The 26,450-nt window shown below is 76.3% G+C and carries 24 protein-coding genes; 15 read left to right on the top strand and 9 right to left on the bottom strand.

What is annotated here, in order from left to right; translation table 11 throughout:
• Positions 1-332 precede the first annotated feature (332 nt).
• Positions 333-1,241: an aminoglycoside phosphotransferase family protein gene (locus SGLAU_RS02065; protein WP_043497802.1), complete on the bottom strand. Its 909-nt coding sequence runs from the start codon at positions 1,239-1,241 to the stop codon at positions 333-335.
• A gap of 150 nt (positions 1,242-1,391) precedes the next feature.
• Positions 1,392-2,600, bottom strand: coding sequence for a M20 metallopeptidase family protein (locus SGLAU_RS02070; protein WP_043497805.1), 1,209 nt, complete (start codon positions 2,598-2,600; stop codon positions 1,392-1,394).
• A gap of 429 nt (positions 2,601-3,029) precedes the next feature.
• Here SGLAU_RS02070 and SGLAU_RS02075 point away from each other — a divergent pair, with 429 nt between their 5' ends.
• Positions 3,030-4,322, top strand: a complete 1,293-nt coding sequence (locus tag SGLAU_RS02075) for a cellulase family glycosylhydrolase (RefSeq protein ID WP_412556259.1) — start codon at positions 3,030-3,032, stop codon at positions 4,320-4,322.
• A gap of 142 nt (positions 4,323-4,464) precedes the next feature.
• On the opposite strand, the gene SGLAU_RS02080 is transcribed toward SGLAU_RS02075, so the two are convergent.
• Both SGLAU_RS02080 and SGLAU_RS02085 read right to left on the bottom strand, forming a co-directional pair.
• Positions 4,465-5,109, bottom strand: a complete 645-nt coding sequence (locus SGLAU_RS02080) for a dihydrofolate reductase family protein (protein WP_043497808.1) — start codon at positions 5,107-5,109, stop codon at positions 4,465-4,467.
• A gap of 186 nt (positions 5,110-5,295) precedes the next feature.
• Entirely contained in the window at positions 5,296-5,478 is a 183-nt protein-coding gene (locus SGLAU_RS02085) for a hypothetical protein (protein WP_043497810.1), read from the bottom strand.
• 207 nt (positions 5,479-5,685) lie between these two features.
• Between SGLAU_RS02085 and SGLAU_RS02090 the strand changes: the two genes are divergently transcribed.
• Entirely contained in the window at positions 5,686-6,186 is a 501-nt protein-coding gene (locus SGLAU_RS02090; protein WP_043497811.1) for a peptidylprolyl isomerase, read from the top strand.
• 178 nt (positions 6,187-6,364) lie between these two features.
• On the opposite strand, the gene SGLAU_RS02095 is transcribed toward SGLAU_RS02090, so the two are convergent.
• The 4 genes from SGLAU_RS02095 to SGLAU_RS02110 form a co-directional block, all read right to left on the bottom strand.
• Positions 6,365-7,561 (bottom strand): cytochrome P450 family protein, encoded by a 1,197-nt coding sequence (locus tag SGLAU_RS02095; protein WP_052413573.1) that lies wholly within the window; start codon positions 7,559-7,561, stop codon positions 6,365-6,367.
• A gap of 186 nt (positions 7,562-7,747) precedes the next feature.
• Positions 7,748-8,437, bottom strand: a complete 690-nt coding sequence (locus SGLAU_RS02100; protein ID WP_043497816.1) for a DUF6882 domain-containing protein — start codon at positions 8,435-8,437, stop codon at positions 7,748-7,750.
• 53 nt (positions 8,438-8,490) lie between these two features.
• On the bottom strand, positions 8,491-8,898 hold the full coding sequence (locus tag SGLAU_RS02105; RefSeq protein ID WP_052413574.1) for a DUF1330 domain-containing protein: 408 nt from the start codon (positions 8,896-8,898) through the stop codon (positions 8,491-8,493).
• A gap of 151 nt (positions 8,899-9,049) precedes the next feature.
• Entirely contained in the window at positions 9,050-10,246 is a 1,197-nt protein-coding gene (locus SGLAU_RS02110) for a hypothetical protein (protein WP_043497818.1), read from the bottom strand.
• Between the two features lie 94 nt (positions 10,247-10,340).
• Here SGLAU_RS02110 and SGLAU_RS02115 point away from each other — a divergent pair, with 94 nt between their 5' ends.
• The 13 genes from SGLAU_RS02115 (at position 10,341) to SGLAU_RS02170 (ending at position 25,160) form a co-directional block, all read left to right on the top strand.
• On the top strand, positions 10,341-11,327 hold the full coding sequence (locus tag SGLAU_RS02115; protein WP_043497820.1) for an ABC transporter substrate-binding protein: 987 nt from the start codon (positions 10,341-10,343) through the stop codon (positions 11,325-11,327).
• A 2-nt stretch (positions 11,328-11,329) separates the two neighbouring features.
• Entirely contained in the window at positions 11,330-12,361 is a 1,032-nt protein-coding gene (locus SGLAU_RS02120; RefSeq protein WP_078957558.1) for a FecCD family ABC transporter permease, read from the top strand.
• Positions 12,358-13,404 carry a FecCD family ABC transporter permease gene (locus SGLAU_RS02125; protein WP_043497821.1) on the top strand — a complete coding sequence of 349 codons (1,047 nt, stop codon included), beginning with the start codon at positions 12,358-12,360 and terminating at the stop codon, positions 13,402-13,404. The genes SGLAU_RS02120 and SGLAU_RS02125 overlap by 4 nt, the downstream gene beginning before the upstream one ends.
• Positions 13,405-13,444: 40 nt before the next feature.
• The gene (locus SGLAU_RS02130; RefSeq protein WP_043497823.1) at positions 13,445-14,242 is read left to right on the top strand and encodes an ABC transporter ATP-binding protein; all 798 of its coding nucleotides are present in this window, start codon (positions 13,445-13,447) and stop codon (positions 14,240-14,242) included.
• A gap of 82 nt (positions 14,243-14,324) precedes the next feature.
• Complete coding sequence (amiA, locus tag SGLAU_RS36120) at positions 14,325-14,438, top strand: streptamidine family RiPP (RefSeq protein WP_240449383.1); 114 nt, start codon at positions 14,325-14,327, stop codon at positions 14,436-14,438.
• Between the two features lie 132 nt (positions 14,439-14,570).
• Positions 14,571-15,413 (top strand): hypothetical protein, encoded by an 843-nt coding sequence (locus tag SGLAU_RS02135; RefSeq protein WP_043497824.1) that lies wholly within the window; start codon positions 14,571-14,573, stop codon positions 15,411-15,413.
• Positions 15,410-16,891 carry a CocE/NonD family hydrolase gene (locus tag SGLAU_RS02140; RefSeq protein ID WP_043497827.1) on the top strand — a complete coding sequence of 494 codons (1,482 nt, stop codon included), beginning with the start codon at positions 15,410-15,412 and terminating at the stop codon, positions 16,889-16,891. The genes SGLAU_RS02135 and SGLAU_RS02140 overlap by 4 nt, the downstream gene beginning before the upstream one ends.
• The gene (locus SGLAU_RS02145; RefSeq protein WP_043497828.1) at positions 16,888-18,267 is read left to right on the top strand and encodes a YcaO-like family protein; all 1,380 of its coding nucleotides are present in this window, start codon (positions 16,888-16,890) and stop codon (positions 18,265-18,267) included. The genes SGLAU_RS02140 and SGLAU_RS02145 overlap by 4 nt, the downstream gene beginning before the upstream one ends.
• An 8-nt stretch (positions 18,268-18,275) precedes the next feature.
• A complete protein-coding gene (locus SGLAU_RS02150; protein ID WP_043506168.1) occupies positions 18,276-19,364 on the top strand; it encodes a hypothetical protein in 1,089 nt (362 codons plus the stop codon).
• A complete protein-coding gene (locus SGLAU_RS02155; RefSeq protein ID WP_043497830.1) occupies positions 19,361-21,100 on the top strand; it encodes an ABC transporter ATP-binding protein/permease in 1,740 nt (579 codons plus the stop codon). The genes SGLAU_RS02150 and SGLAU_RS02155 overlap by 4 nt, the downstream gene beginning before the upstream one ends.
• The gene (locus tag SGLAU_RS02160) at positions 21,097-22,842 is read left to right on the top strand and encodes an ABC transporter ATP-binding protein (protein WP_043497832.1); all 1,746 of its coding nucleotides are present in this window, start codon (positions 21,097-21,099) and stop codon (positions 22,840-22,842) included. The genes SGLAU_RS02155 and SGLAU_RS02160 overlap by 4 nt, the downstream gene beginning before the upstream one ends.
• 171 nt (positions 22,843-23,013) lie before the next feature.
• On the top strand, positions 23,014-24,393 hold the full coding sequence (locus tag SGLAU_RS02165; RefSeq protein WP_244315161.1) for a diacylglycerol/lipid kinase family protein: 1,380 nt from the start codon (positions 23,014-23,016) through the stop codon (positions 24,391-24,393).
• A gap of 161 nt (positions 24,394-24,554) precedes the next feature.
• A complete protein-coding gene (locus tag SGLAU_RS02170) occupies positions 24,555-25,160 on the top strand; it encodes a hypothetical protein (RefSeq protein WP_043497836.1) in 606 nt (201 codons plus the stop codon).
• A gap of 96 nt (positions 25,161-25,256) precedes the next feature.
• On the opposite strand, the gene SGLAU_RS02175 is transcribed toward SGLAU_RS02170, so the two are convergent.
• Positions 25,257-26,378, bottom strand: coding sequence for a lipid II:glycine glycyltransferase FemX (locus SGLAU_RS02175; protein WP_043497838.1), 1,122 nt, complete (start codon positions 26,376-26,378; stop codon positions 25,257-25,259).
• Positions 26,379-26,450: the final 72 nt, after the last annotated feature.

The following is a 26,450-nucleotide window of genomic DNA, read 5'->3' on the forward strand; positions in this document are numbered from 1 at the left end:
GATGAGCGGTTTCCCCCGCGTACCGCCGAGAGGACCACCGCGATGAGGACGATGCCCAGGATCGCCACGTACTCCATGCTCTTCACCCCGTTGCCGTGCGTTGTGATGTGTGCCGGAGCATGCCCTGCGCGATCACCGGCCCAAGCTCTTCTTGAGCAACTTCAGAGCTTGGCCGCGCGCATCGCCCGGGCCGCCCGAGCCTCACGTTCGCGGAGCGCACGGGGGATCCGCGGGCCGCCGTCGCCGTGCCGGTCCCGCGGGCGGCTGCCGGGGCCACGCGGGAACCGCGTCCGCCGTGCCGCCGCCGGAGGGCCGCGGGGCCGGCGTCCGGGTCACCCGAAGCGTCTGTGGTCGTCCAGGACCGCGTCGATCACCGACAGGCTGCCGGCGGCCCGCTCGTCCCGGGGACCGGCGCACTCCGTCAGGGTCAGCAGGGCCTTCCACAGGGCCCAGCCCCTGGCCCGCGCCCAGGTGCCGTCGTCCTGGCCGACCGCCCGGCGGAACACCTCGCGGCTGTCGTCGCGGAACATGGTCCAGGCGATCACGAGGTCACAGGCCGGGTCGCCGACGCCCGAGGTCCCGAAGTCGATCACCGCCGACAGCCGCCCGCCGGTCACCAGCAGGTTGCCGGCCGCGATGTCGCCGTGGAACCACACCGGCGCGCCCCGCCGGCCGGCGTCGAGCGCCGCCTGCCAGACCTCGGTGGCCCGCGCGGTGTCGACACGGCCGTCCAGGGCCGCGATGCAGCGGCGTGTCTCCTCGTCGTAGTGGGCCGGCGACGCGCCGCGGTACCAGCTGTGCGCCCCGGCGAGCGGACCGCCCGTCGGGTCACAGCGCTGGAGGGCCAGGACGAACCCGGCGACGTCGGCGGCGAACCGCGTCAGGTCGCCGATGCGCCGGGGCGCGGCCGTCTCACCGGGCAGCCAGCGCCGGACGGACCAGGGGTGGGGATATCCCTCGCCCGGGGCTCCCCTGGCCAGGACCGTGGGGACGGCCACGGGCAGGGCGGGGGCCAGGCGGGGCAGCCACTCGCACTCCTTGTCGACCGCGGGCGCGTAACCGGCGGCGGTGGGCAGCCGGACCGTCATCTCGTCACCGAGGCGGTAGGTGCGGTTGTCCCAGCCGTCCCTCTCCACCGGCACCACCGGCAGACCGCTCCACTCGGGGAACTGAGCGGCGATCAGACGCTTCACCAGGCCGGCGTCGATACCGGCACGCCCGTCCGGCGCAGTCGGGACCATGCGCCGATCCTGACGCCTGGCGGCATGCCGGACAAGCGAAATAACGTACCGGCGTACCGACGGAGGTGGCTGCCGGGCGGAGCGCCGTCCCGGAACGGCGAGCGGGCGGTCCGCGGCGGCTCCGTCGGGCGGTGGGGCGCGCGGTGGCTGCTACCGGGCCGCCAGGTACCCGAGCGCCACCGCCGCGTGCAGGGCGGCGCCCGTGGCGAGGGCCGGCTCGTCGAAGACGACCCGGTTGGAGTGGCAGTCGGGCGCGTTCTCGGCGGGGTCGCCCGGCCGGCGGGCGCCGAGGAAGACCATGGTGCCGGGTACGCGGCGCAGGACGTACGAGAAGTCCTCCGCGCCCATGAACGGCTGCGGCAGCCGGTGGACGCGGTCCGCTCCGAGCAGGCCGGCGGCGGTGTCGCGGACGGCCGCCGCGACCGTCTCGTCGTTGACCACGGGCGGATAGCCCTCGATCAGGTCGACGTCCACGGTGGCGCCGTGGGCGGCGGCCACGTGCCGGGCGACCCGGTCGATGCCCTCGCGCACCCGGTGCCGGGTCCGCGGTGTCAGGGTGCGGAAGGTGCCGTGCAGTTCGGCGGTCTCCGGGATGATGTTGGTGGTGGTCCCGGCGCGGATCGAGGCGATGGTGATCACGGCCGGGTCGAAGATGTCCACCGTGCGGGTGGTCAGCGTCTGCAGCGCCTGGACGATCTCGCAGGCCACCGGGACGGGATCGAGGGACACGTGCGGCGCCGAGGCGTGGCCGGACCGGCCGCGGACGGTCAGGTGGATCTGGTCGGAGGCGGCGAAGGTCGGCCCGGGCCGCAGGTGGAGGGTCCCGCTCTCGAAGCGCGTCGTGACGTGCAGGGCGAACGCCGCGGCGATCCGGGCGCCGTCCGGGGTGTCCAGCAGCCCTTCGTCGATCATGTACTGGGCGCCGCCGTCGCTCTCCTCCGCCGGCTGGAACATGAAGAGCACCCGGCCGGCGAGTTCCGCCCGCCGCGCGGCCAGCAGCCGGGCCGCGCCGACGAGCATCGCCGTGTGCAGGTCGTGTCCGCACGCGTGCATGGCGCCGGGCACCTCGGAGGCGAAGTCCAGGCCGGTGTCCTCCTGCTGGGGCAGGGCGTCCATGTCGGCGCGGAGCAGTACGGTGGGCCCGGGCCGGCCGCCTTCCAGCACCGCGGTGACGGAGCTGAGCCGCTCCCCCGTCCCGACCGTCAGGCCCAGGCCGTCGAGTGCGGCGAGCACGGCCTGCTGGGTGTGCGGCAAGTGCAGGCCCAGCTCGGGCATCCGGTGCAGAGCCCGTCGTACGGCGACGATCCCGGGGAGCAGTGCACGGGCCTCGGCGAGCAGATGTCCGGGCGTTGCGGTCACCGCGTCCTCCTGTCGGGCGCTGTCCGGCGGGCGGGGCGTCGCGCCGGCCCGGTGACGAGTGCCCGCGCGAGCGGCTGATCACTCGGAACCACCGGGGTGGCGGCCCGTGCCCGTCACCGTCGCCGGGGCGCCGTGACGGCGGTGCCGGCGCACCGGAGCCGGCTCCCGGAGTGTCACTCCTGCCGGACGTGGGGTTACCCGGAGTATGTACCGGGCGGTGACCGCCGTGGGACCATCTCGGACGAGGAAAGTCGAACGTATGTCGACTTCCGTCACCGGCGCGGACCGACGTCCGGGAGGCTGCCCGTGCTGCGAAGGACCCTGACGGCCGGCGCGGTGATCGGCGCGGTGATCGGCGCGCTGCCGGCAGAGGCGCGGCACGACCGCCGGCCCCCGCGGGAGCAGCGGGACGAACCGGGCGAACGGGAGCTGCCGGCCGTCCCCGTCCCCCGCCTCACCGACCGGGACGGGCGGGTGCTGACCCTGCGCGGCTGGAACGTCGAGGACAAGGCGAACCGGGGCGACAAGGCCCTGTCGGCCATCACCGAGCGGCACTTCCGCGACCTGCGGGCACAGGGCTTCGGTTTCGCCCGGCTGCTCGTGTTCTGGGACGACCTGGAGCCCCGCCCCGGGCGGTACAGCACCGCCTACCTGAGGAAGATCGATCGCGTACTCGACTGGGCCGCGCGCAGCGACGTCAAGGTCCTGGTCGACGCCCACCAGGACGTGTTCGGACCGGCCTTCGGCCACCGCGGGGTGCCCGAGTGGGCGACCCGGACCGACGGGCTGCCGTTCACCCCGCACCCGGACGACTGGTTCGCCGAGTACTTCGAGCCCGCCGTCCAGCGCGCCTTCACCCACCTCTACGAGGATCCCGACCTCCGGCGCGCGCAGGCCGGCGCCTGGCGCGTCCTCGCCGGTCACCTGGCCCACCACCCGGCCGTGATCGGCTACGACCTGATCAACGAGCCGATGGGCGAGCTGCGCGAGGGGGAGGACCTGCCCGCGGCCGCCCGCCGCATCGAGCGGGACCAGCTCACCCCGATGTACAACCGCCTGGCCGACGCGGTCCGTTCGGTCGACCGGGACGCCTGGCTGTTCGTCGAGCCCACACCCGTCGTGGGCGAGGGCGTGCCGACCGGCCTCGGACGCATCGACGACCCGAAGGTGGTGTACGCGCCGCACTTCTACAACACGGCCATGGAGGCGGGCGCCGACTACGATCCCGGCGCCGGGTGGATCGAGGCGTACGAACGGGCCGTGGTCGAGTATCCGCGGAAGTACGGCGTGCCGGTGGTCGTGGGCGAGTGGGGTCCGCTGAACAACGCGCTGCCCAACATGGGCCGCTTCTACCGCGACGCCATGGCGTCCCTCGGCCGCTACACCTCCGGCTGGGCGGGCTATGTGTGGTGCTACGGCGGCGGCTACTGCGCCCTCGACGGCACCGGCGCCTTCCGCACCCACAAGGAACTCACCGCCGAGCCCTACGCCGCGGGCGTGGCGGGGACCGTCGCCTCCGCCTCGTACGACCCGCGGGCCGGCGTGTACCGGCTGGTCTACCGGGCGGCCCGGCACGGCTCACGGCTGTCCGAACTGTCCCTGCCGCCGGGCAGCTGGCGCGCCACCGCGTCCGGCGCCACGGTGGTGCGTACGGCGGCGGGACGGGCGTGGGTGCTGGCGGCACCGGGCCGGGAGGTGACGGTCACCGTCCGGCGTGGCTAACCGTCCGGGGCGGGGACGGACGAGTGCCGCCGTCGCCGCGGCCACGCCGGTCCGGGCGTGTGCGCGGCGACGGACGGGGCGGGAGCGGAAGCCGGCCGGGGCACCGCCCGGCTCCGCGTCCCGCGCCCGGGCCGCCGGTGTGTCACCTGCGCCAGAAGAGGTGGTGGGTCACCCCGCTCGGGCTGGGCACGACATCCCGGTGGTAGCGGTCGAGCAGTTCGTCGGGCGACTCCCAGAGCCGCGCCCCGGAGCCCAGCTTCACCGGCGAGACCGCCACGTGCAGGGTGTCGACGAGACCTGCGTCGAGGAACTCCCGGATGGTGGTGGCGCCGCCGCCGAGGCGCACGTCCTTGCCGCCCGCCGCCTCCCTGGCCCGGGCGAGGACCGTGGCCGGATCGCCCTCGACGAAGTGGAACGTGGTGTCGGAGAGCGTGAACGAGGGGCGCCAGTGGTGGGTCATGACGAACACCGGGGTACGGAACGGAGGCTCGTCGCCCCACCACCCCTGCCACGCGTGGTCCTGCCAGGGGCCGCGCTGGGGGCCGAACTTGTTGCGGCCCATGATCTCCGCGCCGATGTTGCGGGCGTAGTCCCGGGTGAAGTAGTCGTCGAGGCCCCGGCTCCCCCCGGGGTCGGTGCGCATCGGCCAGCTCGCCGTGGCACCGGCCCAGGCGAACAGCTCACCGGGATCGGCGTGGCCGAACGGCCGCTCCAGGGTCTGGTGCTCGCCGGCGCCGTAGCCGTCGCTCGACACGTTGAAGTTCTGCACTCTCAGCAGCTGGGTCATCCGGCTCCTCCTGTGATCGACGGATCGATGGATCGATGGATCGATGGGAATCGACCACAGGTGGACTGCCGGAGCAGCGAGAACTCATCGCGCCGCCCGCGACGTCCTGCTCGCCCGGGCACCGGCGGGCGCGCACGGGACCTGACCGCGGGGGGCGGACACGGCGCGCCGGCGGGCGGGCCGGCCTCAGTCGGCGGACTCGCCCGCCCTGGCGAGCGGCCGGACGGCGCGCTGTCCGCCCAGCAGCCGCGCCGCCTGGAGCCGGATGCGCTCGGCGGCCGTCCGGGCCTCCGCCACGGCGTCGCCGCGTTCGCGCACCAGCTCCTCGTAGATCGGTATGCGAGCTCCCTCGCCGGCCGTGCGCCGCACTGGACGGGTCCTTTCCGTAGTCACGCGAATGCGCGGAGCGCCGGAACGCCCCGCGGACAGCGAGCCTTCTGCCCGCATCGGCGTCCTTCAATCCCGCTCTTCCGGCCGCCGCGCTCCCGGCCGCGGCCGGACCGGCCGTCCGGGCGCCCGGAGGAGGTGCGTGACAGACTGTGCCGATCATGTCCCGCCAGAAAGGTGACGACTCCTATGTCCAGGGTCGAGCTGACCACTAACTTCGGCCGCATCGTGCTCGAGCTGAACGACGCCGAGGCACCCAAGACCGTCGAGAACTTCCTGACGTACGTCCGGAACGGGCACTACGACGGGACGGTCTTCCACCGGGTGATCGACGGCTTCATGATCCAGGGAGGTGGCTTCACCCAGGAGATGTCGCAGAAGCCCACCCAGGCGCCGATCACGAACGAGGCCGACAACGGGCTGAAGAACACCGCCTACACCGTCGCCATGGCGCGCACCGGCGACCCGCACTCCGCCACCGCGCAGTTCTTCATCAACGTGTCGGACAACGCCTTCCTCGACTTCAAGGCGAAGAACCCGAACGGCTGGGGTTACGCCGTCTTCGGCAAGGTGGCCGAGGGGCAGGAGGTCGTCGACCGGATCAAGCAGGTGCGCACGGGCAGCAAGGGCGGCCACCAGGACGTGCCCCTGGAGTCCGTCGTCATCGAGGCGGCCAAGGTCATCGGCTGACCCCGGCCACGCCGGCGGACGGCCGCCCCGCCCGGGGCACGCCGTCCGCTTCCGCGCGGAGACCGCGCGCAGTTCGCGCTCAGCCGAGCCCGCCGTGCGCCGGGGCCCTCTTCGGTCGACCCGCCCGCCGTGCGCCGGGGCCCTCTTCGGCCGACCCGCCCGCCGTGCGTGCCGGGCCCTACCGGGTGAACCGCAGCGGCAGGCTCCGCGGGCCACGGATCAGCAGGCCCGGGCGCCACATGATGGCCGCCGGATGGATGTCCAGGGCGATGTCGGTGCAGCGGTCCAGCAGCGAGCCGATGGCGATGCGTGCTTCGAGGCGGGCCAGCGGGGCGCCCAGGCAGTAGTGGATGCCGTGGCCGAACGCCACGTGCCCGCGGGCGTCCCGGGTGATGTCGAAGCGGTCGGGCGAGTCGAATCGCGCGGGGTCGCGGTTGGCGTCGGCCAGCGCGACGAGGACCAGTTCGCCGCCGCCGGGGACGACCGTGCCGCCGATCGTCACCGGCTCGGTGGTGAAGCGGTACGTGGGGGTCTCGACGGGGCCGTCGTAGCGCAGCATCTCCTCGACGGCGTTGTCGATGAGGGACGGGTCCGCGCGCAGGGCGGCCAGTTGGTCGGGGTGGGTGAGCAGGGCGAGGACGCCGTTGGAGATGAGGTTCACGGTGGTCTCGTGGCCGGCGACGAGCAACAGCCAGGCCATGCCGAGCAGTTCCTCCGGGGACAGCCTGTCGCCGTCGTCGTCCGCGCCGTGCATCAGCGCGCTCATCAGGTCGTCCCCGGGCTGCTGCCGCCTGACCTCCAGCAGCGTGGTGAGGTACCGCGCCATCGAAGCCGCCGCGGTCTTGCGGACGGTGGGGTCGGTGGCGCCGATGGCGTCGTTGGACCAGGTGCGGAAGGACTCGCGGTCCAGGTCGGGGACGCCGAGGAGTTCGCAGATCACGGAGATGGGCAGCGGGAAGGACAGCGCCTCGACGAGGTCCGCGCGCCCGTCCGGGGCGGCGAGCATACGGTCCAGGAGCGCGTCGGTCGTCTTCTGGATGCGCGGCGCGAGCCCTTCGACGCGGCGGGCGGTGAACTCCCGGGCGACCAGCTTGCGCAGCCGCGTGTGGTCGGGCGGGTCCGCCCTCAGCATGTGCGGGCCGGAGGAGACGGCGTCCAGGGGCAGTGCGGGCGACGCGTTGCTCCAGTCCTTGGAGAGCCGCGGGTCCGCCAGCGCGGCCCGCCCGGCTTCGTAGCCGACGACGAGCCAGGCGATGGCGCCCCCCTCCGGCATCCGGATCCGGTGCACCGGGCCCTGGGCGCGCAGCCGGGCGTACACGGGATAGGGATCGCGGGTGAACGACTCACCGAGCGCGGACAGGTCGACGACGTCCATCGGGTACCACCTCACTGTGCGGGATTCGGCGCTGTGCACATCGTGCGCCCTCACCCGGGCACCCGCCGACGGCAATACCGGCCGGTTCGAGCCAAGTTGCGGCCGGGGAGGCAGCCGGGGGCGGTGGTGCCGGCGGGCCGTGGGAAGCCGCCGTCGGCGCACCGCGCCCCTGGCTGCGCCGCGCGCTCAGCCGCCGGCCCGCACCGAGATGCCGGCGATGCGTCCGTGCGCGTCGAAGGCCACCTCGACCGCGTCACCGCCCGGCAGTTCGGCGACGATCCGCTCGCCCTCGGCCCGCTGGGGCACGCCGTGGTGGTCGAAGTAGCCGGCGACGACCCGCCGGGGCGCGTGACCGATCAGGCCGGCGCCGGTGAGCAGCGTCCGGGGCAGTGCGACCGGGTCGAGGGCGGCGCGCGGCACCTGGGTGTCGTCGGGCAGGAAGTAGACCTGCGTGGCCGGCCCCGCGGGCACGCCGATGTAGCCCGGCGCCCCGGCCACCCCCATGCCGGTGAAGGCGAGCAGCTCGGCGGCGCGCCGCGGGTCGTCGAAGCCGGACAGCGCAAGGACGTCCGCGGTCAGCTCGGGGATGCCGTGCGCCCGCCCGTACCGTTCCACCGCGGTGGCCGGCGCGACGACGTCGGTGCCCCGGAGCCCCGGGTTGGCCCAGCCCCACATCCAGGACCGCTCCTCCATGTCGTACGTGCCGAGCACGGCGACCCGCAGCTCCAGCCTGCCCTGCCGGTACAGGCAGGACGGCAGGTCCGCGGTCCAGGGGCCGTCGGGCAGGAACTGCGTCAGAGCGTCGAGCTGGGCCGCGCCCCAGGCGGCATGCCGTTCGGCTTCCAGGAGAAGCGCTTCGCTGAATCCACTCACCATGCCCCGACCCTATGGGGCCGCCCGCGCCGCCCGCCGGCCCGGGGGTACACCCGTCATCGGCCCACCCGCCCGGCACTGCCGGCGCCGCGGCGAACCGCTTCGCCGGCGGAAGGCCGCTCGGCCGGGGCGGCGTCGCGTATCGCCCTGGCGGTGACGGCCGGGTCGTAGCCGTCGGGCACCCCTGCGACGAGGACGATGTCCCCGGCGATGTGCCGGGACCGCAGCGGGGCGATCTCCTGGTAGGCGGGCGAGTCCCACCACGCCCGCGCCTCGTCGAGCGAAGGGAAGCCGATCACCACGACCGCCCCCGGCCAGTTCCCCTCCTTCGTCTCGTGCCCGGTGCCGTGCACCAGGAAGCGGCCGCCGTACGGCGCGAAGGTGCCGGGGATGCGCTCGATGTACTCGGCGACGTCCGGGTGGACGACCGTCTCGTGAAGGTCGGCGATGGCGTAGGCGGTCATGGTGCGTCCTTCCGGTCGGTGCGGCCCGTACGTGAAGGACCTTGTCATGCGGACGCAGGGTGGTCGATTACCCGGCGGGTAATCGTCCCGGCGTCCCGCGCGCAGGGGTCCGGTCACCGGCATCGGCGTCGCGGGACCCCGGCGTGCGGGTTCACCGGCCCACGAGGTCGCGGTCCGTTCCCCCGGGGCCGGGGAGGAGGATCATGTGGCCGCCGTGGTGGAGGGGGGTGTCCAGGCGCAGCCGGTCCGCCTCGGTGGCGGTGGCGGCGTCGACGAGGTGGACCTCGCCGTGGCCGCCGCGGGTGACGGCGACCCAGTCGGCGTCCGGTGACGCGGCCACGGCCCGGCGCTGGACACCCTCCCACGGGGTGCTGCCGCGCCGGGGGGCGCCGTCCATCGCGGGAAGGGTGACGCGACGGGTGGTGCCGTCGGTGCCCAGGAGGATCAGTTCGTCGCCGTCGGGGTGGATGCGGGCGAACGCGGTGTGGGCGCGGGCCAGGGCGAGCCGGAAGACGAGCCCGGGGCCGAGCCGGGTCCGGGTGGTGGTGTGGGTGTCCAGGTCGTGGCGCCAGGCCTGGTTGGTCCACTCCGGCCAGCGCAGCGGGTCCGCGGGGCCGCCGCGCAGGGTGGACCACAGGGCTCGCCGGCGCGGGTCGAGCCGCAGGTACCAGCCGCGGGCGGGCGCGTCCCACGGGATCGGCGGTTCCGGCACCAGCCGGTCGCCGTCCCGCCGGGCCCGGTGCACGCCGTCGCCGGTGGCGGCGAAGACGCGGGCGTGGCGCGGGTCCTGGGCGTCGCCGTGTCCGTCGTCCGGGAGGGGCAGGCAGGCGTCGGGGGTGACGGGCGGGCAGCCGGGCGGTGCGGCGAGCAGGCCGGCGACGGGGTGGACGGCCAGGGCGCCGGGTTCGCGGTGACGGAGGACGACGAGCGGTTCTCCGGAGCCGAGCACGGTCACGCCGGGTTCGCCGACGCGGGTGCGGACGCGGGCGGTCTCTCCGGTGGTCAGGTCGACGACGGTGAGCAGGTCGGACCAGGGCGCGGTGTTCCTGCCGAGTCCGGTGGTGACGGCCACCCATCGCCCGGTGGGGTCGGCGGCGAGGTGCTCGGCCGGTACCGCCACGGGTATGGCCGCCGCCACCGGCCGCGGGCCGTACGGATCGAGCACGAGCAGTTCGCCCCGGCGGTCGTCGACGCAGGCCACCCGGCCCTCGGGCAGTGTCAGGAAGCCCGCGTGCTCGGAGAGGTGACGGCCCGTCAGCCGGGCCGCCTCGGTGCCGTCCGGCACGGTCACGAGGTGGACGCACCCTTCCACGTGGTCGGAGACCAGGAGCAGCGGTTCGTTCGTCATCGGCGGTCCTCCGTCGGCACATCGAGCATGACTGAAAATGATTATCATGTATGGTCGGTGCGTTTCCGGACCACGAGAAGAAACGAGGGCACCGATGCTGCGCTCACCCTTGAGGGCCATACGACGCGGACTGGCCGCCGTCGTCCTGGGTTCCGTCCTGGCGGGATGCGGCGCCACCGCCGGCACCTCCACCGAGGGCGAGGCGAAGGCCGGCGCCGAGACCGAGGCGACCGATGTCAGGGTCGAACCCATCGAGGAGACACGGCGGCTGACGGACGCGCGCGGCGTGACCGTCTCCCTGGAGCGGCGGCCGGAGCGCATCGTCTGCCTGGTGGCGCTCTGCGACGACATCCTCACCGAGCTGGGCATCGTGCCCGTCGCCACCAACAGCCGGCTCCTCGCCCACCCGGAGTTCCTGGGCGCCGAGAAGGCCCAGCAGGTCGACATCGTCCCCGGCGGCTTCATCGCCCCCGAGGTGGAGGCGATCCTCTCCCACAAGCCCGACCTGGTGATCGGACTTGAGGACACCCACGGCAAGCTCGCCCCCGCGCTCGAGGGCGCCACCACCTTCTGGCCCATGCAGCCCGCCACGTGGCAGGACAGCGTGGGCTACCTGCGCGACGTCGCCGCCCTCACCGGCCGCACCGCGCAGGGCGAGGAGGCCGAACGCGCCTTCCGCACCAAGCTCGCCGAGGCGGAGCGGAACAAGAGCGACAGGACCGCGCTGATCATCTACGGCAGCGACGAGAACTTCGGCGTCGCCACCCCCGGCACCGACGTGGTCGCCGGCCTCTTCCCGAAGCTCGCCGAATACCCCTGGAAGTCCCGGGGCGTGGAGGGCGGTTACAGCCTGGAGGAGATCCTCGCTCAGGGCGTGGACGTGCTGTTCGTCGAGACGATGAGCTTCGGCGAACCGGACGGCACGCTCTCGGAGAAGCTGGCGGACAACCCGCTGTGGAGCAGGATCCCGGCCGTCGCGAACGGGGACGTCCACGAGGTCGACTCCGAGGTGTGGGCCAAGGGGCGCGGCACCCGCTCCCTGGGGCTCGTCCTCGACGAGGCCGTGGCCGCGCTGCGGTGAGCATGCCCACCGGGAACCCGGAGCCGGTGACGGGGGCACCGTCCGCCGGTCCGCCGGGGCCGCGGCCGCCGTCGGCGCACCGCTGGGCACGGCTCGCCGCCCTGGTCCTACTGCTCGTCGTGGCGTCCGGGTGCGCGCTGTGCCTCGGTACGCCCCACGTGCCCCCGCACCGGCTGTTCGTCGGTGACGAGATCACCCGGGTCGTCGTCACCGAACTGCGGGTGCCCCGGCTGGTGCTGGCGCTCGTCGCGGGCGCCTGCCTGGGCGCGGCGGGACTGGTGCTCCAGGAGGCGCTGCGCAATCCGCTGGCCGTCCCCGAGATGCTGGGGGTGTCCTCGGGCGCGGCCCTCGGGGTCGCCGCGCCGCTCGTGCTGGCGGTGGCCGTGCCGGCGGCCGTCCAGCCCCTGCTGGCCATCGGCGGCGCCGCGCTGGGCGGCGGACTGACCCTGCTGGCGGCCGGACTGGGGCGCAGCCCCGCCGCCGTGCTGCTCACCGGAGCGGCGGTCGCCGCCGCGCTGCAGGCGGCGCTGCTGGTGCTCATGGTGATGGCCGATCAGCTCGACCTCCAGCTGATCTACCGCTATCTGCTCGGCTCGCTCTCCGCCCGCACCTGGGAGGACGTCACCGGGCTGTGGCCGTGGCTGCTGGTCGCGGTTCCCGCGCTGGTGCTGTGCGCGCCGGTGCTCGCGGTGCTCCGGCTCGGTGACGACGACGCCGAGGCGCTGGGGGTGCGGGTGCGCCGGGCGCGCTTCGCGGCGCTCGCCGTCGCCGTCGTGCTGATCGCCCCGGTGACCGCCGTGTGCGGTCCGGTGGCCTGGGTGGGTTTCCTCGCCCCGCACCTGGCCCGGCGCCTCGACCCGCGTGCCGACGCGGTGGGCTGGCTGCCCTGGTCGGCGGCGTGGGGCGCGGCCGTGGTGGCCGTCGCCGACATCCCGGCCCGGCTGGCGCTGGCGCCCACGGAGACACCCGCCGGCGCCTGGACGGCGCTGCTCGGCGTCCCGGCCGGGGTGGCACTGCTGCGGAGGTCACGATGAAACGCGTCGCGGACGCGCCGGTGAGGGACCGCTCGGTGGGGCGGCGCTACGGAGTGCTGGGCGCACTGCTCCTGCTGGCCGCGTGCGCCGGGCTGCTGGCCGGGCGGGCGATGTCCCCGGAGGTGGTCTGGGACGTGCTGACCGGTGGGGGTGAACCGCTGGACCGCCATGTGCTGTTCGAACTGCGCCTGCCGCGCCTGCTGGTGTCCCTGGGCGCGGGTGCCTGTCTCGGCGCGGCCGGTCTCGTCCTGCAGTCGGCGCTGCGCAATCCGCTCGCCGGCCCCGAGGTCACGGGCGTCACGTCGGGCGCGGTGCTCGGCGCGGTCGCCGCGACGGGGCTCGGCCTCGCGGGCTGGCAGTCGCCGTTCGCCGTGGTCGTCGCCTCGTGCGTGGGCGGCTTGGCCGGGGCGGGGCTGCTCTGGCTGCTGACCGGGCGCGGCCAAGGCGATCCGGCCCGGATCGCGGTGCACGGCGTGCTGGTCTCGGCGGTGCTCGGCGGACTCACCGCCATGGTGCTGCTGGTGGCGCCCGGCGAACTGGGGAGCGTCGTGCAGTGGCTCGTCGGCAGCACCGAAGGCCGGGTCTGGGCGCACTGGCACCTGCTGTGGCCGTGGGCCCTGCCGTGGCTGGTCGCGGCCTGGCTGCTGTCCGGGCCGCTGACCCTGCTGCGGTGCGGGGACGAACTCGCCGCCGCGGCCGGGCTGCCGGCCGCCCGCGCCCGCGCGCTCGCCCTGCTGTGCGCGGTCGCCCTGACGGCGGGCGCGGTGGCCTCGGTCGGCGCGCTGGGTTTCGTGGGACTGCTGGTCCCCCATGTCGCGGTGGCCGTGTTCGGCGCCGACCTGCGGGTTGCCCTGCCGGGAGCCGCGCTGCTGGGGGCGGTCGTGGTGGGCGGGGCGGACGCGGCGGCGCAGGCGGTCTCCCGGCTGCTGGCGTCCGTGGAGGACGCCGGCCGGTTCTCGCTGCCCGTCGGTGCGCTGACCACCTGTGCGGGAGCGGTGCTGCTGCTGATCGTCGTGCGCTGCACGCCGGACGAGGGCGCCTGACCGCGCCGGCTGAACACCCTACGGACGTGGAGGACATGGCATGAGCGAACCCGTCGGCATCAGTGTCGAGGGGGTCCACTTCGGGTACCCCGGCCGGCCCGTGCTGCGCGGCGTCGACCTGACGGTCGAACCGGGCGAACTGACCGCCCTCGTCGGCCTGAACGGCTGCGGCAAGTCGACCCTGCTGCGGCTCACGGCCGGGCTGCTGCGGCCCGGCAAGGGGCGGGTGCTGCTCGGCGGGCAGGACCTGGCCGGGCTGTCCCGGCGGGCCGCGGCCCGCCGGGTGGCGCTGCTGCACCAGTCCGCCCCGGCGGTGCCGGGGATGACGGTGCGGCAGCTCGTGCGGCAGGGGCGGTACGCGGCGCGCGGCCCGCTCGGCATGCTGCGCGAGGGCGACGACGCCGTGGTGCGGCGGGCGCTGGAGGACGTCGGCGTGGCCGGCTGGGCCGACCGGTCCGTCGAAGGGCTCTCCGGCGGGGAGCGGCAGCGGGTGCGGCTGGCCATGGCGCTGGCGCAGGACACCCGGGTGCTGCTGCTCGACGAGCCGACCACGTACCTGGATCTGCATCACCAGCTGGACGTGCTGCGGACGGTGGTGCGGCTGCGGGAGGAACGGGGCCTGACCGTCGTCATGGTGCTGCACGACCTCGCCCACGCCGCGCGTTTCGCCGAGCGGATCGTGGCGCTGCGGGACGGGCGGGTGGTGGCGGACGGGGCGCCCGAGGAGGTGGTCACGCCCGGCTTCCTCGCGGAGGTGCTGCGGGTGGCCGGCCGGGTGGGCCGGGACCCCGAGGGGAACTGGCCCGTGTGTTACCCAGATCACCCTCTGCCCACCTAGAAAAACGATAATCATATTCATTAGTGTTCATGGCGCGGCGCTCAGCAGAACGCCGCAAGTCCCTTGAGATGGAGGAACGTTCGTGGAGAACGAACAGGTCTTCGCACCGATCGCCGACCCGGGCCAGCTGGCCCACGACTCGGCGTCCCACTCCAACGCCCTCGTCGAGAACCCCTTCGAGGACACCGAGGAGTAAGCGAGGGCTTCCCCTCACCGGCGGGCCCGTCCGTCCCAGGGCGGGCCCGCCCCCTTCCCCGCTCCCGCAATGCCCGCAACTCCGCAATTCCCGCTTCCCGCTTCCCGCTTCCCGCCCGGCAGGAGAACCGACGTGTCACGCAGCCAGCTCGCACCCGGAGTCGAGGTCGTCGCCGTCGACGGGCGAGGACTGGCCGTCCGCACGCCCGACGGCGAGTTTCTCCGCGTCAACACCGGCCGCGTGGACGCGGACGTGCTCCGCGCCCGGCTGACCGGGGCGGACCCGGCCGGCGGCGACCGCGAACTCGACCGGCTCGTCGACGCGTTCGCGGAGGCCGGATACCTGACGACCGAGGACGGCACACCCGCCGCGGGCACCGCGCCCGCCGCCTGGCCCGCCGCGCGCCGCCCCGTCCTGCTGCTCGGCGACCCCGTCCTCACCGAGCCCCTCGCCCGGCTGCTGCGGGCCGCGGGTGCCGCACCCCAGCCCGGCACACCCGGCGAGTCCGTCGCACCGGACGTCGCCGCCGTCGTCTGGTGCCTCGACGGCCCCGTCCCGCCCGGCCTGTGGGACGACGCCGACCGGCTGCCCCAGCGGGGAGTCGCCTGGCAGCGCTGCCACCGCGAAGGCTGGCAGGCCTACGTCGAGCCGGTCGCGGCCGCCCCCTCGGACGTCACCGCCGCCCATCTGCGCGCCCGCCGGCTCGCCGCCACCCCGGCCCACCGGGAGCTGGCCGCCTACTGGGACGGCCCGCGCACCGGCGGCGCTCCCGTACGGCTCACCGCACCGGCGGCGGCCCTGCTCGCCGCGCTGCTCGCCGACGACCTCGCCCGCTGGGCCACCGACGCGCCCGGCACCGGTGCGCTGCCCGCCCGGCGCCGGCTGCGCCGCGTCGACCTGCGCACCCTGACCGTCACCGAACACCCGGTCCTGCCCGTCCCCGCCGTCACCCGGCCGCCGGTGACCGCCCGGTGACGGCGTACACCACGACCGTGTGCGGCCTGGCCACCGACGTCCTGCTCCCGGACGGTCCCGGCCCCTTCCCCACGGTCCTCGTCCGCACCCCCTACGACCGCCGGGCCCACCGCGCGGAGCTGCGCGGCTGGGCGGCCCGCGGATTCGCCGCCGTGGCGCAGGACGTGCGCGGACGGTTCGCCTCGCCGGGGGACTGGCGGCCGTACCAGACCGAGGCCGCGGACGGCGCGCGGACCGCGCGCTGGATCCGCGGCCGGACCTGGAGCGACGGCCGCCTGGTGGCATCCGGTGCCTCCTACGCCGCGCACTGCGCCCTCACCCTCGCCCTGGAAGCGCCGGCTGACGCGCGCCCGGACGCCGTACTGGCCGCCGTGCCCGCCCTCGGCGCCGCCGACACCGCGCGGGAACCGTCGGGCGCGGAGCGGCTGCTGACCCGCGCCGGGTGGTGGGCGGCGCACGGCGACCGGCCGGACTCGGACGGCGGCGCGCTGGACAAGGCCCTCGCCGCGGACCCGGACCTGCTCGCCCACCTGCCGGTGCTGGACCTGCCCCGGCGGCTCGGGCGGAAGCTGCCCTCGTGGCCCGGGATGTGGCGGCGCCGCGACCGGGGGCGGCTGGTCGCCCTGGCTGCCGGGGCGCGGGTGCCGCTGCTCGCGGTCGGCGGTCACCACGACCACTTCGCCGAGGACACCGTCGAGTTGTGGCGCCGCTGGGGCGGCCCCTCCGCGCGCCTGCTGATGGGACCGTGGGGCCACGGCCTCACCGCCGGCCCGGGCTCCGACGCCCGTCCCGCCCACCGTGTGCGCCTCGGCGACCTCTACGCGCGCTGGGCCCGCGCCGCCCTCGCCGGACGGCTGACGGACGGGCGGACCGGTGCCGTCGCGCTCGGCGGCAGCCCGCTGTGGACGGCGGCGGACGCGGAGGGCGAGCCCTGGGCGCCGCGTCTGCGCCCGCTGCGCGGCACCGCCTTCACCGCCGATCCCGAACGCCCGGTCTCCTCCGGCTGCCTGACCGTACCCCTCGACGGGGAGCCGGACCGCTGTGTGCTCGCCACGGACCCGCTGCCGCGCCCGCTGGACCTGCTCGGACCCGCCGGGGTCCGGCTGCGCGCCCGGGCGGACACGCCGTCCGCCGACTGGGTCGCCCGGCTCGTCGCCCTCACCCCCGAAGGGCGGGCCGAGCGGCTCGCCGTCGGGATCGTCCGGCGGGCCGGACCGCCCGGCGCATACGCCAGGTTCACCGTTCCGCTGGGCCGGCCCGCCCGGCGGCTGCGTGCCGGGACCCGGCTGCGCCTGGAGATCGCCGGGCACCACTTCCCCGCCCACGCCCGCAACCCGCACACCGGCGAGGACCCGGTCACGGCCACCCATCTGGCCGCCTCCGCCCGTGAGGTGGACCCGTCGCGCCTGGAACTGCGGCTGAGCGTGCTCCGTACCCGCCCCCGACCCACCGACCCCGAGGAGGAGATCCCGCGATGACGCCGCTGCCGCTGGACACCCTGGTAGACCCGGTCTGCGGCATCGTCCGCAAGGTCAAGCCCGTCGAGCACCCGGAGGGCACCCCGCCCCGCTACACGGCGATGACCGCCGAGGTCGCCGACGCCCGCAGGCTGGGCCTGTGGCCCGCCGACCGGGTCTCGCTCGGCACCGCCTTCGGCGACCCGGAGACCGCCCGCACATCCGCCGTGGCCGAGGGGGTGGAACGCTACTGCGGCAACCGCCTCCCGCCGCCCGGCCACCCCGACGCGCCGCTGCGCGCCACGGCCGCCGAACTGGGCGACAAGGGACTGCGGTTGTACGGGCCGGACGAGGTGCCCGCGTACGCCGGCTGGCAGTACGGCCGCGCCGGGTTCCCCTACCGCCCCCTCACCCCGCACACCCCCGCCCTGTGGACCCGGGGCACCGAACTGCTGCCCGGCGGGGGAACCACCGAGGTGTGGGCGCCCGTAGCGCTCACCCACCTGAACTGGCGGCAGGGCGCACTGCGGTCGCTGCCGCGCACCCACCACCTCAACTACGCCGGCATCGCCACCGGGCAGGGACTCGACGACGCCGTCGAACGCGCCCTGCTGGAGATCGCCGAGCGCGACGCGCTGGAGCTGTGGTGGCATCTCGACGGGCCCGCGCGCGGCATCGACCCGGACACCGTGCCCGGGCTCGCCGAGGATCTCGCCGGGTCCGGGCTGCGGGTGTGGCTGGTCGAGATGCCCTCCGAGTTCGCCCCCTGCGTGGCGGCCCTGGTCCACGATCCGCGGCTCGGCCTGTACGCCGCCGGGTTCGCCTGCAAGTACGATCCGGCCGAGGCCGCCCGCAAGGCCGTGCTGGAGGCCGTGCACACCTGGGTGTTCACCCAGGGACTCACCGGGCCCGACGGCTGGGTCTTCCAGGCCGTCGACGCCGGGCTCCTCGCCAAGGGGCTCTACCTCGACCACCGTGCGGACCGCCGCTACCTCGACGTGTGCGGCGACCACTTCGAGCACGTCAGGGACCTGGGCGCGCACGTCCAGGTGTGGCTCGACCCGCGGATGGCGGCCGAGGCCCGGCGGTTCACCGACCCGGCGCTCGGCGTCGTCCCCCTCGACGCCGTCGCACCCGGCGGCAGGGAGCTGATGGACCGGGCCCTGCGACGCGGCGGCCACCGGGTCATGACCTTCGACCTCACCACGGAGGACGTCGCCGAGACGGCGCTGCGCGTCGCCCGCGTCCTGGTCTCCGGGCTGCTCCCCAACGCGCCCGCCGCGTTCGGGTACTTCGGCTGCCCGCGCCTGGCCGAGGCCGCCGTGGCCCGCGGCTGGCGCGGCACGCCGCCCGGCGCGCCGGAGGACTTCACGCTCGCCCCTCCCCCGCACATGTGAGCCGCGCCGTGGATCTGGTGACCGCCCTCGCCCGGGCCCGCACCGCCGAGCGGCCCGGCCCCGACACCCCCGCGGGCCCCGCCGTCCCCGACTGGCCGGGCCCGGCCCGCGCGATACCTCCCGCAGGACCCGGACTGCTGGACCTGGACCGGCTGCTGCGGCTGTCGCTGGCCGCCGCCGACCCCCGCGGACGGCTGCGGCCCGCCCCGTCGGCGGGCGGGCTGCACCCGGTCGACGCCCGGCTCGCCGTCGGCGCCGGCTGCTCCCTGCCGCCCGGGACGTACGGCTACGACCCGCTGCGCCACCGCGTCCACCGCCTGAGCCCGGCTCCGCAGGCCGCCCCGAGCGGCGTGACCGTCGAGCTGACGGTCACCGCCCGCCGCACGGCGAGCCACTACGGGCACCGGGCGTGGCCCCTGCTGCTGCTGGACACCGGGCACACCGCCGCCGCGCTCGCGCTCGCCGCGCGGGCCCTGGCGACCGCTCCGGCGGCGGTCCGCCTCGACGGCGCCGGCGAACACCCCCTGGCCGCCGTGCACGTTCCGCCCCCCGCTCCCGGACCGCACCCGCCGGACCCGGACGCGCCCGCACCGGCCGAACTGCTGGCCCGGCGCAGCGCCCCGCCGCCCCTGCCCGGCACGCCCGCGCGCGAGGACCTGCACGCCGTCCTCACCACCGCGCGGGAAGCCGGCGCCGGGCGGCTGCGGTGGTGCGTCGCCGTCGGCGGACCCCGGCCGGAGCTCGTCGAGGCCGCGCCCGACGGCACCCTGCGGCGGCTCGCCGGCGGCGAGGCCCGCCCCACCCTCGCCGCCTGGGCGGCCGGACAGGGCTGGATCGCCGACGCGGGCGCCGTCCTGCTCGGCTACGGCTGCCCGTCCGACGCCGGCCCCCCGCGCATCCGCGGCGACCACCTGCACGCCGGACACGCCGTCGGCTGCGCCCTGCTCACCGCCGCTCGGCGGGGACTCGCCGCCCGCCCGGTCGGCTCCTGGCAACGGGCCGACCTGGGCGCCGCGCTGGGCGGCCCGCCCGCACGGAACTGGATCGTCCACGGCCTGGCCCTCGGGGCCGGCCGACCCGAGAAGAGGACCACGTGATCGTCCACCCGGAGCTGCGCCGCGCCGCACGGCACGCGCGGCGCCCGCTGCTCGCGGCCACCCTCCTCCAGGGAGCCGTCACCCTGAGCTGGCTCGCCCAGGCCGGCCTGCTCGCGCAGGCGCTCGCCGCGATCGCCCGCGGCGCGACCGGCTCCCTTCCCGTCCTCCTCGCCGCGGTCCTCGCCGTGGTGGCGGTCCGGGCCGGTCTCGGCTGCGCCCAGCGGCGCACCGCCGCCCGGGCCGGCGCGCAGGTGCGGGTCCGGCTGCGCGACGAACTCCTCGCCCACCTCGGCCGGCTGGGCCCCGCGCAGCTCACCACGGCACGGACGGGGGCGGTGCGCACCACCGTCGTCGACGGCGTGGAGGGCGTCGACGCGTACGTGTCCCGCTACCTGCCCCAGCTGATCGTCACCCTGGCCGTGCCGCCCCTGCTGCTCGCCGCGGTGGCCGCGATCGAGCCGCGCGCCCTCCTCGGACTCGTCCCCGCCCTGCTGCTGGCCCTCGCCGGGCCGCGCGCCTGGGACCGGCTGCTGGCCCGGCGCGGCAGGGAACACTGGGACAGCTACGAAGGACTCGGCGCCGACTACCTCGAAGCCCTCCAGGGCATGCCCGCGCTGCGTGCCGCGGGCGCCGTCGGCCGCACCCGGCGGCGGCTGGAGGAACGGTCGGCGCAGTTGCACCGGGCGACGGTCGCCAAGCTCCGCGTCTCGCTGGCCGGCACGGGCATCACCGACCTGGCCGTCCAGGGCGGCACCGCGGCCGGCGCGCTGCTGGCCTGCTGGTCGTCGGCGACCGGCGCCACCTCCGCCGCCGGCACCTACCTGGTGCTGCTGCTGGCCGGCGAGTGCTTCCGCCCCGTCCGCGACCTGGCCCGCGAATGGCACGCCGGCTACCTCGGCGTGTCCGCCGCCGACGGACTCGCCGCCCTGCGCACCGCCGAACCCGCCGTCCCGGACACCGGCCGGGAACCGGCCGACTGGCAGCAGGCGCCCCGACTCGCCTTCCAGGACGTGGAGTTCACCTATCCGGGTGCCGGCGAGCCCACTCTCCGCGGCGTCACCTTCACCGCCGAGGCGGGCCGCACCACGGCGATCGTGGGCCCCTCCGGTGCGGGCAAGTCCACGCTGCTCGGCCTGCTGCTGCGCCACCACGACCCGCAGCGCGGCCGGATCACCGTCGACGGCCGCGACACGGCGGCGTACGACCTCGGTTCCCTGCGGCGCGGCATCGCCGTCGTCTCCCAGGAGACGTACCTCTTCCACGCCTCCGTCGCGCAGAACCTGCGGCTGGCCCGGGCCGGTGCCACGGACGAGGAGCTGGAGCGCGCCGCCCGCACGGCCGGGATCCACGACGAGATCACCGCCCTCCCCGACGGCTACGCCACCGTCCTCGGCGAGCGCGGCGCCACCCTCTCCGGGGGCCAGCGCCAGCGCCTCGCCCTGGCCCGCGCCCTGCTCGCGGACGCGCCGGTCCTCGTCCTCGACGAGGCCACCAGCGCCGTCGACGAGCGCCGCGAGGCGGACATCGTCCGCGAGCTGACGGCCGCGGCACGCGGGCGGACCGTGCTGGTCGTCGCCCACCGGCTGGCCGCCGTCCGGCACGCCGACCGCATCGTCGTCCTGGACGGCGGGCGCGTGGACGCCGTCGGCGACCACCGGGCGCTCGTCGCCGCGGGCGGACTGTACGCGCGGCTCGCCGAGGCGGGCCGCACCCATGAGGAAGGGCTCGCCGCATGAGCACCCCCGGCACCGCGCTCCCCCGGCGGGGTGCGCTGCGCGCGCTGCTGCCCGCGCTGGCCGGCCACCGCGCCATGACCCTGCGCACCTGCGCGGCCGCCCTCCTCGAACAGGGCTCGCTGGTCGCGCTGGTCACGCTGGCCGCGCACACGGTCGGCAGCGCGGTCGGCACCGGGCGCCCGCCCGCGGCCGGCACCGCCGCCGCCCTGGCCGCCCTCGTCGTCCTGCGCGCCCTGCTGACGTGGCGGGAGATGGACCTCTCGCACGACCTGGCCTACCGCGTCCTCGCCGAGCTGCGGGTCCGCGTCTTCGACGGCCTCGCCCGCAGTGCGCCCGCCCGGGTGGCGGGCCGGCGCAGCGGTGACCTCGCCGCCACCGCCATGGCCGACGTGGAGGCACTGGAGTTCTTCTACGCCCACATCACCGCCCAGCTCCTCGCCTCCGGCGCGGTGTTCACCGGCGGCGCGGCGGTCCTCGCCGCGGTGGAGCCGTGGCTGCTCGCCGCCCTGCTGCCGGCCGCGGCGCTGCTGGCCGCGGCGCCCTTCGCGGAGGCACGCGGCCGTACGGAGCGGGGTGCCCGCACCCGGCAGGCGGCCGCCGACCTGTCGGCCGACACCGTGGAGACGGTCGACGGGCTGCGGGAACTGCTGGCGTTCGGCAGGCTCGCCGAGCGCCGGACCCGGCTCGCCGGGAAGGGACGGCGGCTCGCGGAGGCACAGCGGGCCGAGGTGACCCGGGAGGCCGTGGCCGCCGCCGTGCGTGATCTGCTCATCGTGCTCGCCGTCCTCGGCGTGGTGGCCACCGCGGCCCAGGCCGTCCAGGCGGGGCGGCTGCACGGCGCCTGGGCCCCGGCCGCGATGGCCCTCGCCCTGTCCGTGCTGGGCCCGGTCGCCGAGTCGGCCCGGTCGCTGAGCCAGGCGATGGGCCTGCGTGCCGCCGCCGCCAGGGTCGGCGCGGGGATGAACGCACCCGCGCTCGCCCCGCCGCCCGCCACGGCCCGTCCCCTGCCCCCCGGCCCGCTCGGAGTCCGCCTGCACGGCCTGAGCTTCGGCTACGGCGGCCGGCCCGTCCTGCGCGACGTCGAACTCACCGTCCCGGCCGGGCAGACCCTCGCCCTCGTGGGCGCCTCGGGCGCGGGCAAGTCCACCTGCGCCCACCTGCTCGCACGCTTCTGGGACCCCGGCGCCGGCTCCGTCCAGCTCCTCCCGGCCAGCGGCGACCCCGTCGACCTGCGTGACCTCACCGACGCCGAACTGCGCCGGGCCGTCGCCGTCGTCGGCCAGGACGCCCCGCTGTTCCACGGCACCCTCGCCGAGAACCTGCGCCTGGCGGCACCCGACGCCGACGACCACCGGCTCGCCGAGACGGCCGCACTGTGCGGCGTCGACCGCATCGCGCCCCTGGACACGCCGGTCGGCGAGCGCGGCGCCACCCTCTCCGGCGGCCAGCGCGCCCGTGTCGCCCTCGCCCGCGCCCTGCTCGCCGAGCCACGGGTGCTGGTCCTCGACGAGACGACCGCCCACCTGGACAACACCGGCGACGCCGAACTGGCGGCCGCCCTGGCCCGCACCGGCGGGCGGCGCACCACCGTCGTCATCGCCCACCGCCCCGCCACCGTCCGCCGGGCCGACCGCATCGCCGTGCTCGAAGGGGGGCGGATCGTGGAGGAAGGCACGTGGGAGGAGCTCACCGCCCGGCCCGGGGGCGCGCTCGCCCGTGTCCTCGCCGTGGCCGCGCGCTGAGCTCCCGGCGCTCCCGCCCCGCCCGGTCCGGCCGGCCCGCGGGCATCGTGCATGATCGGGGGCGGCCCGCTCCCCGCGCCCCGTCCCGGTGGACCGCCGGCGTTTCGGGGAAGGGGTGGTGGGGACGGCGGCGACCGCCGGGCCGTGCGGCGTCGTCGGTGGAGGAGACAGGTGGCAGGGCAGGGACGGGCGGTGACACCGCGGGCGCACCGCGGGCAGGCGTGGGCGGCGCGAGCGGCACTGGTGGCCGCCCTCGCGGCGTTGGCGCTGCCGCTCGTCGAGGGCGGCGTCGGCGGGGTGATGCTGCTGGTCGCCGGGTTCGCGGGGCTCGCCGTCACGGTGGCCGCGCTGTGGTGGACGCTGTCGCGGCGAGGTGTCGTGCGGATGGCCGCCGCCACGCTGGCGCTGCTCGTCCCGTGCGTGGTCCTCACGCTGTTCGCGCGGGCGAACCTGCTGTGGGTCGTGGCGGTGTCCGGGCTGCTGTGGTCGGCGGCCGTGTGGAGCGGCCGGTACGCGCTGCGCACCACGGGTCTGCGGTCCGCCCGGGTCAAGGAGTACCGCACCCCGCCGCCGCGGCGCCCCTTCGTGCTGCTCAACCCGCGCTCCGGCGGGGGCAAGGTCGAGCGGTTCGCGCTGCGGGAGAAGGCGGAGCGGCTGGGGGCGCGGGTCGTCGTGCTCGACGCGGAGGCGGAGCAGGACGTGGTCGCCCTGGCCCGGGCGGCGGTCGCGGACGGCGCCGACCTGCTCGGCGTCGGTGGCGGCGACGGCACCCAGGCCCTGGTCGCCGCCGTGGCCGCGGAGCACGGCCTGCCCTTCCTGGTGATCGCGGCCGGCACCCGCAACCACTTCGCGATGGACCTGGGCCTGGACCGCGACGACCCGGCCGCCTGCCTGGACGCGCTCACCGACGGCGTCGAGGTCCGCGTGGACCTGTGTTTCGCGGGCGACCGTCCGTTCGTCAACAACGCCTCGTTCGGGGTGTACGGAACGGTCGTGCAGAGCCCGGGCTACCGCGACGACAAGGTGGGCACGGCGCTGAACCTGCTGCCCGAGCTGCTCACCCGGCAGCGCGGGCCGCGGCTGACGGCGCGGATCGGCCGGACGACCGTCACCGATCCGCAGGCCGTCCTGGTCAGCAACAACCCGTACCGCATGGACGACCCGTTCGGCTTCGGCCGGCGCGCGCGGCTGGACTCCGGGCGGCTCGGCGTCGTCGCCGTGAAGGTGGACAGCGCCGTCGGTGCCGCCGAACTGCTCCTGGACCCGCGGGCCCTGGGCACCACGACCTCGCACGAAGTGGTCGTCGACGCCGACGTCGCGGAGCTGGAGGCCGGTGTCGACGGCGAGGCCGTGCTCCTGCCCACGCCGGTGCGCTGCCGCGTCGAGCGCCGCGTGCTGCGTGTCCGCGTGCCCCGTGAACGGCCCGGCGTCCCCGACCCGCCGCCCCGGCTGGACTGGCGCCGGCTGCGCAAACTGGCGGCCGCGATGGGCCGTACGGCCGTACCCGCGCGGTCCCGCGCCGAGCGGGAGCGGACGCCGCCGCGCTCCTGACCTCGGCCCCTCCCCCGCCAGTCTGCGCGTCGTTCACCGGTCCGGGCTCCGCCTCGCCGATTCGGGCGCGCCGGAGGTGAACCGGGCGCCGGTGGCCGCCGTGTTCCGGGACACCCGGCCGAGCCGAGCCGCGGAGACCGGCGAAGGGAGCGGAACGTCCCGTGCCCACCGACCACGCTTGCCGTGCGGCCGCCGAGCAGGCCGCGCACTGTCTGACCCCCGTGCGCGCGGCGCTGCTGCCCGCCGACCCCACGGAACCGCCGCCCGCCGAGGTCATGCCCGTCGTCCTACGCGGCTACCTGGGGGTGAACGCGCGGCCGGCCGCGCCGCGGGCCGCCGAGCGGCGTCCGGCGCCGGTAGGGGTCGCGGCGGGCGCGGCCGCCCTGCGGATGTGTCTCGACGGCCTCCACGCGGAGCCGGCGGGAGCGCTGGCGGCCTGGCACGCGGATCTCGGCCGGCGGCTGCGCGAGTTGCTGGCCGACCCGCGGTCGACCGGGCGGCAGGCCGACCCCTGGCAGCCCCTCGCGGAGCTGCAGCGGCGCGCCCACGAGGTGCTGACCGCGGTGGCCGGGCACGACCGGTCCGGCACGGCGGGACCCTGGCTGCTCGTCGCCCGGTTCGCCCTTTTGGAGGACGCCGTGTCGGGCGCGCTGCGGCGGACGGCGGTGCCGGCGGGGGCGGCCGCCGCGTGCGCGAGCGGGCTCGCCGCCGCGGCGGGTTCGCTCTTCGGGCTGGCCCTGGCGTCCGAACCGGTCAGCCCGGGATGAGGTGGCGGCGGCCGGCCGGCGCCACCGCCGTACGGGCGCCCGGTCCGCGCACGGTGCGCCGCGCGCTTCGGCACGCCGGCGCGGGTGACGGCGGGGTCAGCGCCGGGACAGATACAGGCCGAGCGCCCCGTGCAGGACCCTGTTGAGGGGGTACTCCCACTCGCCGAGGTGTTCGACGGCCTCGCCGCCGGTGCCGGCCTTGAAGCGGAGCAGCCCCAGCAGGGGGTCGTCGTCCGCCAGGGTGTCCGTGATGCCGCGCAGGTCGTAGACGGCCGCGCCGCCCTCGTGGGCGTCGCACATCATGCGCCACTGGAGGGCGTTGCTCGGCCGCACCTCGCGTCTGCGGGCGGTGGAGGCGCCGTAGGAGTACCAGACGTGCTCGCCGACGGTCAGCATCGTGGCGGCCGCGAGCACCTCGCCGTCGTGGTGGGCCAGGTAGAGGCGGATGCGGCCGGCGTCCTCGGCGCGCAGCGCGGTCCACATCCGCTGGAAGTAGGGCAGCGGGCGGGGGACGAAACGGTCCCGTTCGGCGGTCTCGGCGTAGAGGCCGTGGAAGACGGGCAGGTCCTCGTAGCCGCCCTGGACCACCTTGACGCCGGCCTTCTCGGCCTTCCCGACGTTGCGCCGCCACTGCCCGCTGAGGCCTTGCCGCAGCTCGTCGCGGGTCCGTCCCGCGAGGGGGACCTGGAAGACGTGGCGCGGCTGGCCCGCGGCGAAGCCGTCCCGGCCGCCCGGTCCGCTCCGCCGCCAGCCCATCCGGCGCAGCCGGTCCGCGACGCCCGCGGCCTGCGGCTCCTGGGAGGTGGGCGCCACGTCGCGCAGCCGCCGGGCCCGCGGATCGGCGATCCCCGCCTTGACCGCCTCGGCGCTCCAGCGGCGGGCGACGACGGGCGGCCCCATCCGCACCGAGAAGGCACCGTGCTGCCTCAGGTACGCGAGCATCGGCCGGAGCCACTGCTCCAGGCCGGCCGCGGTCCAGTCGATGACGGGGCCCTCGGGCAGGTAGGCCAGGTACCGTCTCAGCTTCGGCAGGGGCCGCAGCAACACCAGCCCGGCCCCGGCGACGCGGCCCTCCTCGTCCAGCCAGCCGAGGCTCAGGGCCCGCCAGTCCGGCTTCACGTCCCCCCACGAGGGGACCTGCATATGGCTCACCGAGGGACGGGCCGTGGCGAAGGCCAGGTGTTCCTCACGGGTGATCGCTTCCACGCGGTAGCTCATGCGCCGTGCTCCTTTGCTCGGCGCACCGGCCTGTCGAGCATGCGCCGCGACCCAGGTTCACCCGGCGGGCCG

The sequence above is a fragment of the Streptomyces glaucescens genome, from assembly GCF_000761215.1.
Lineage (GTDB): Bacteria > Actinomycetota > Actinomycetes > Streptomycetales > Streptomycetaceae > Streptomyces > Streptomyces glaucescens_B.

Bases quoted from the DNA above. Each gene is read 5' to 3' on its own strand.
- SGLAU_RS02065 (WP_043497802.1), bottom strand. From the start codon at position 1,241: ATGGTCCCGACTGCGCCGGACGGGCGTGCCGGTATCGACGCCGGCCTG.
- SGLAU_RS02080 (WP_043497808.1), bottom strand. From the start codon at position 5,109: ATGACCCAGCTGCTGAGAGTGCAGAACTTCAACGTGTCGAGCGACGGC.
- SGLAU_RS02090 (WP_043497811.1), top strand. From the start codon at position 5,686: ATGTCCAGGGTCGAGCTGACCACTAACTTCGGCCGCATCGTGCTCGAG.
- SGLAU_RS02095 (WP_052413573.1), bottom strand. From the start codon at position 7,561: ATGGACGTCGTCGACCTGTCCGCGCTCGGTGAGTCGTTCACCCGCGAT.
- SGLAU_RS02100 (WP_043497816.1), bottom strand. From the start codon at position 8,437: ATGGTGAGTGGATTCAGCGAAGCGCTTCTCCTGGAAGCCGAACGGCAT.
- SGLAU_RS02105 (WP_052413574.1), bottom strand. From the start codon at position 8,898: ATGACCGCCTACGCCATCGCCGACCTTCACGAGACGGTCGTCCACCCG.
- SGLAU_RS02110 (WP_043497818.1), bottom strand. From the start codon at position 10,246: ATGACGAACGAACCGCTGCTCCTGGTCTCCGACCACGTGGAAGGGTGC.
- SGLAU_RS02115 (WP_043497820.1), top strand. From the start codon at position 10,341: ATGCTGCGCTCACCCTTGAGGGCCATACGACGCGGACTGGCCGCCGTC.
- SGLAU_RS02120 (WP_078957558.1), top strand. From the start codon at position 11,330: ATGCCCACCGGGAACCCGGAGCCGGTGACGGGGGCACCGTCCGCCGGT.
- SGLAU_RS02125 (WP_043497821.1), top strand. From the start codon at position 12,358: ATGAAACGCGTCGCGGACGCGCCGGTGAGGGACCGCTCGGTGGGGCGG.
- SGLAU_RS02130 (WP_043497823.1), top strand. From the start codon at position 13,445: ATGAGCGAACCCGTCGGCATCAGTGTCGAGGGGGTCCACTTCGGGTAC.
- SGLAU_RS02145 (WP_043497828.1), top strand. From the start codon at position 16,888: ATGACGCCGCTGCCGCTGGACACCCTGGTAGACCCGGTCTGCGGCATC.
- SGLAU_RS02160 (WP_043497832.1), top strand. From the start codon at position 21,097: ATGAGCACCCCCGGCACCGCGCTCCCCCGGCGGGGTGCGCTGCGCGCG.
- SGLAU_RS02175 (WP_043497838.1), bottom strand. From the start codon at position 26,378: ATGAGCTACCGCGTGGAAGCGATCACCCGTGAGGAACACCTGGCCTTC.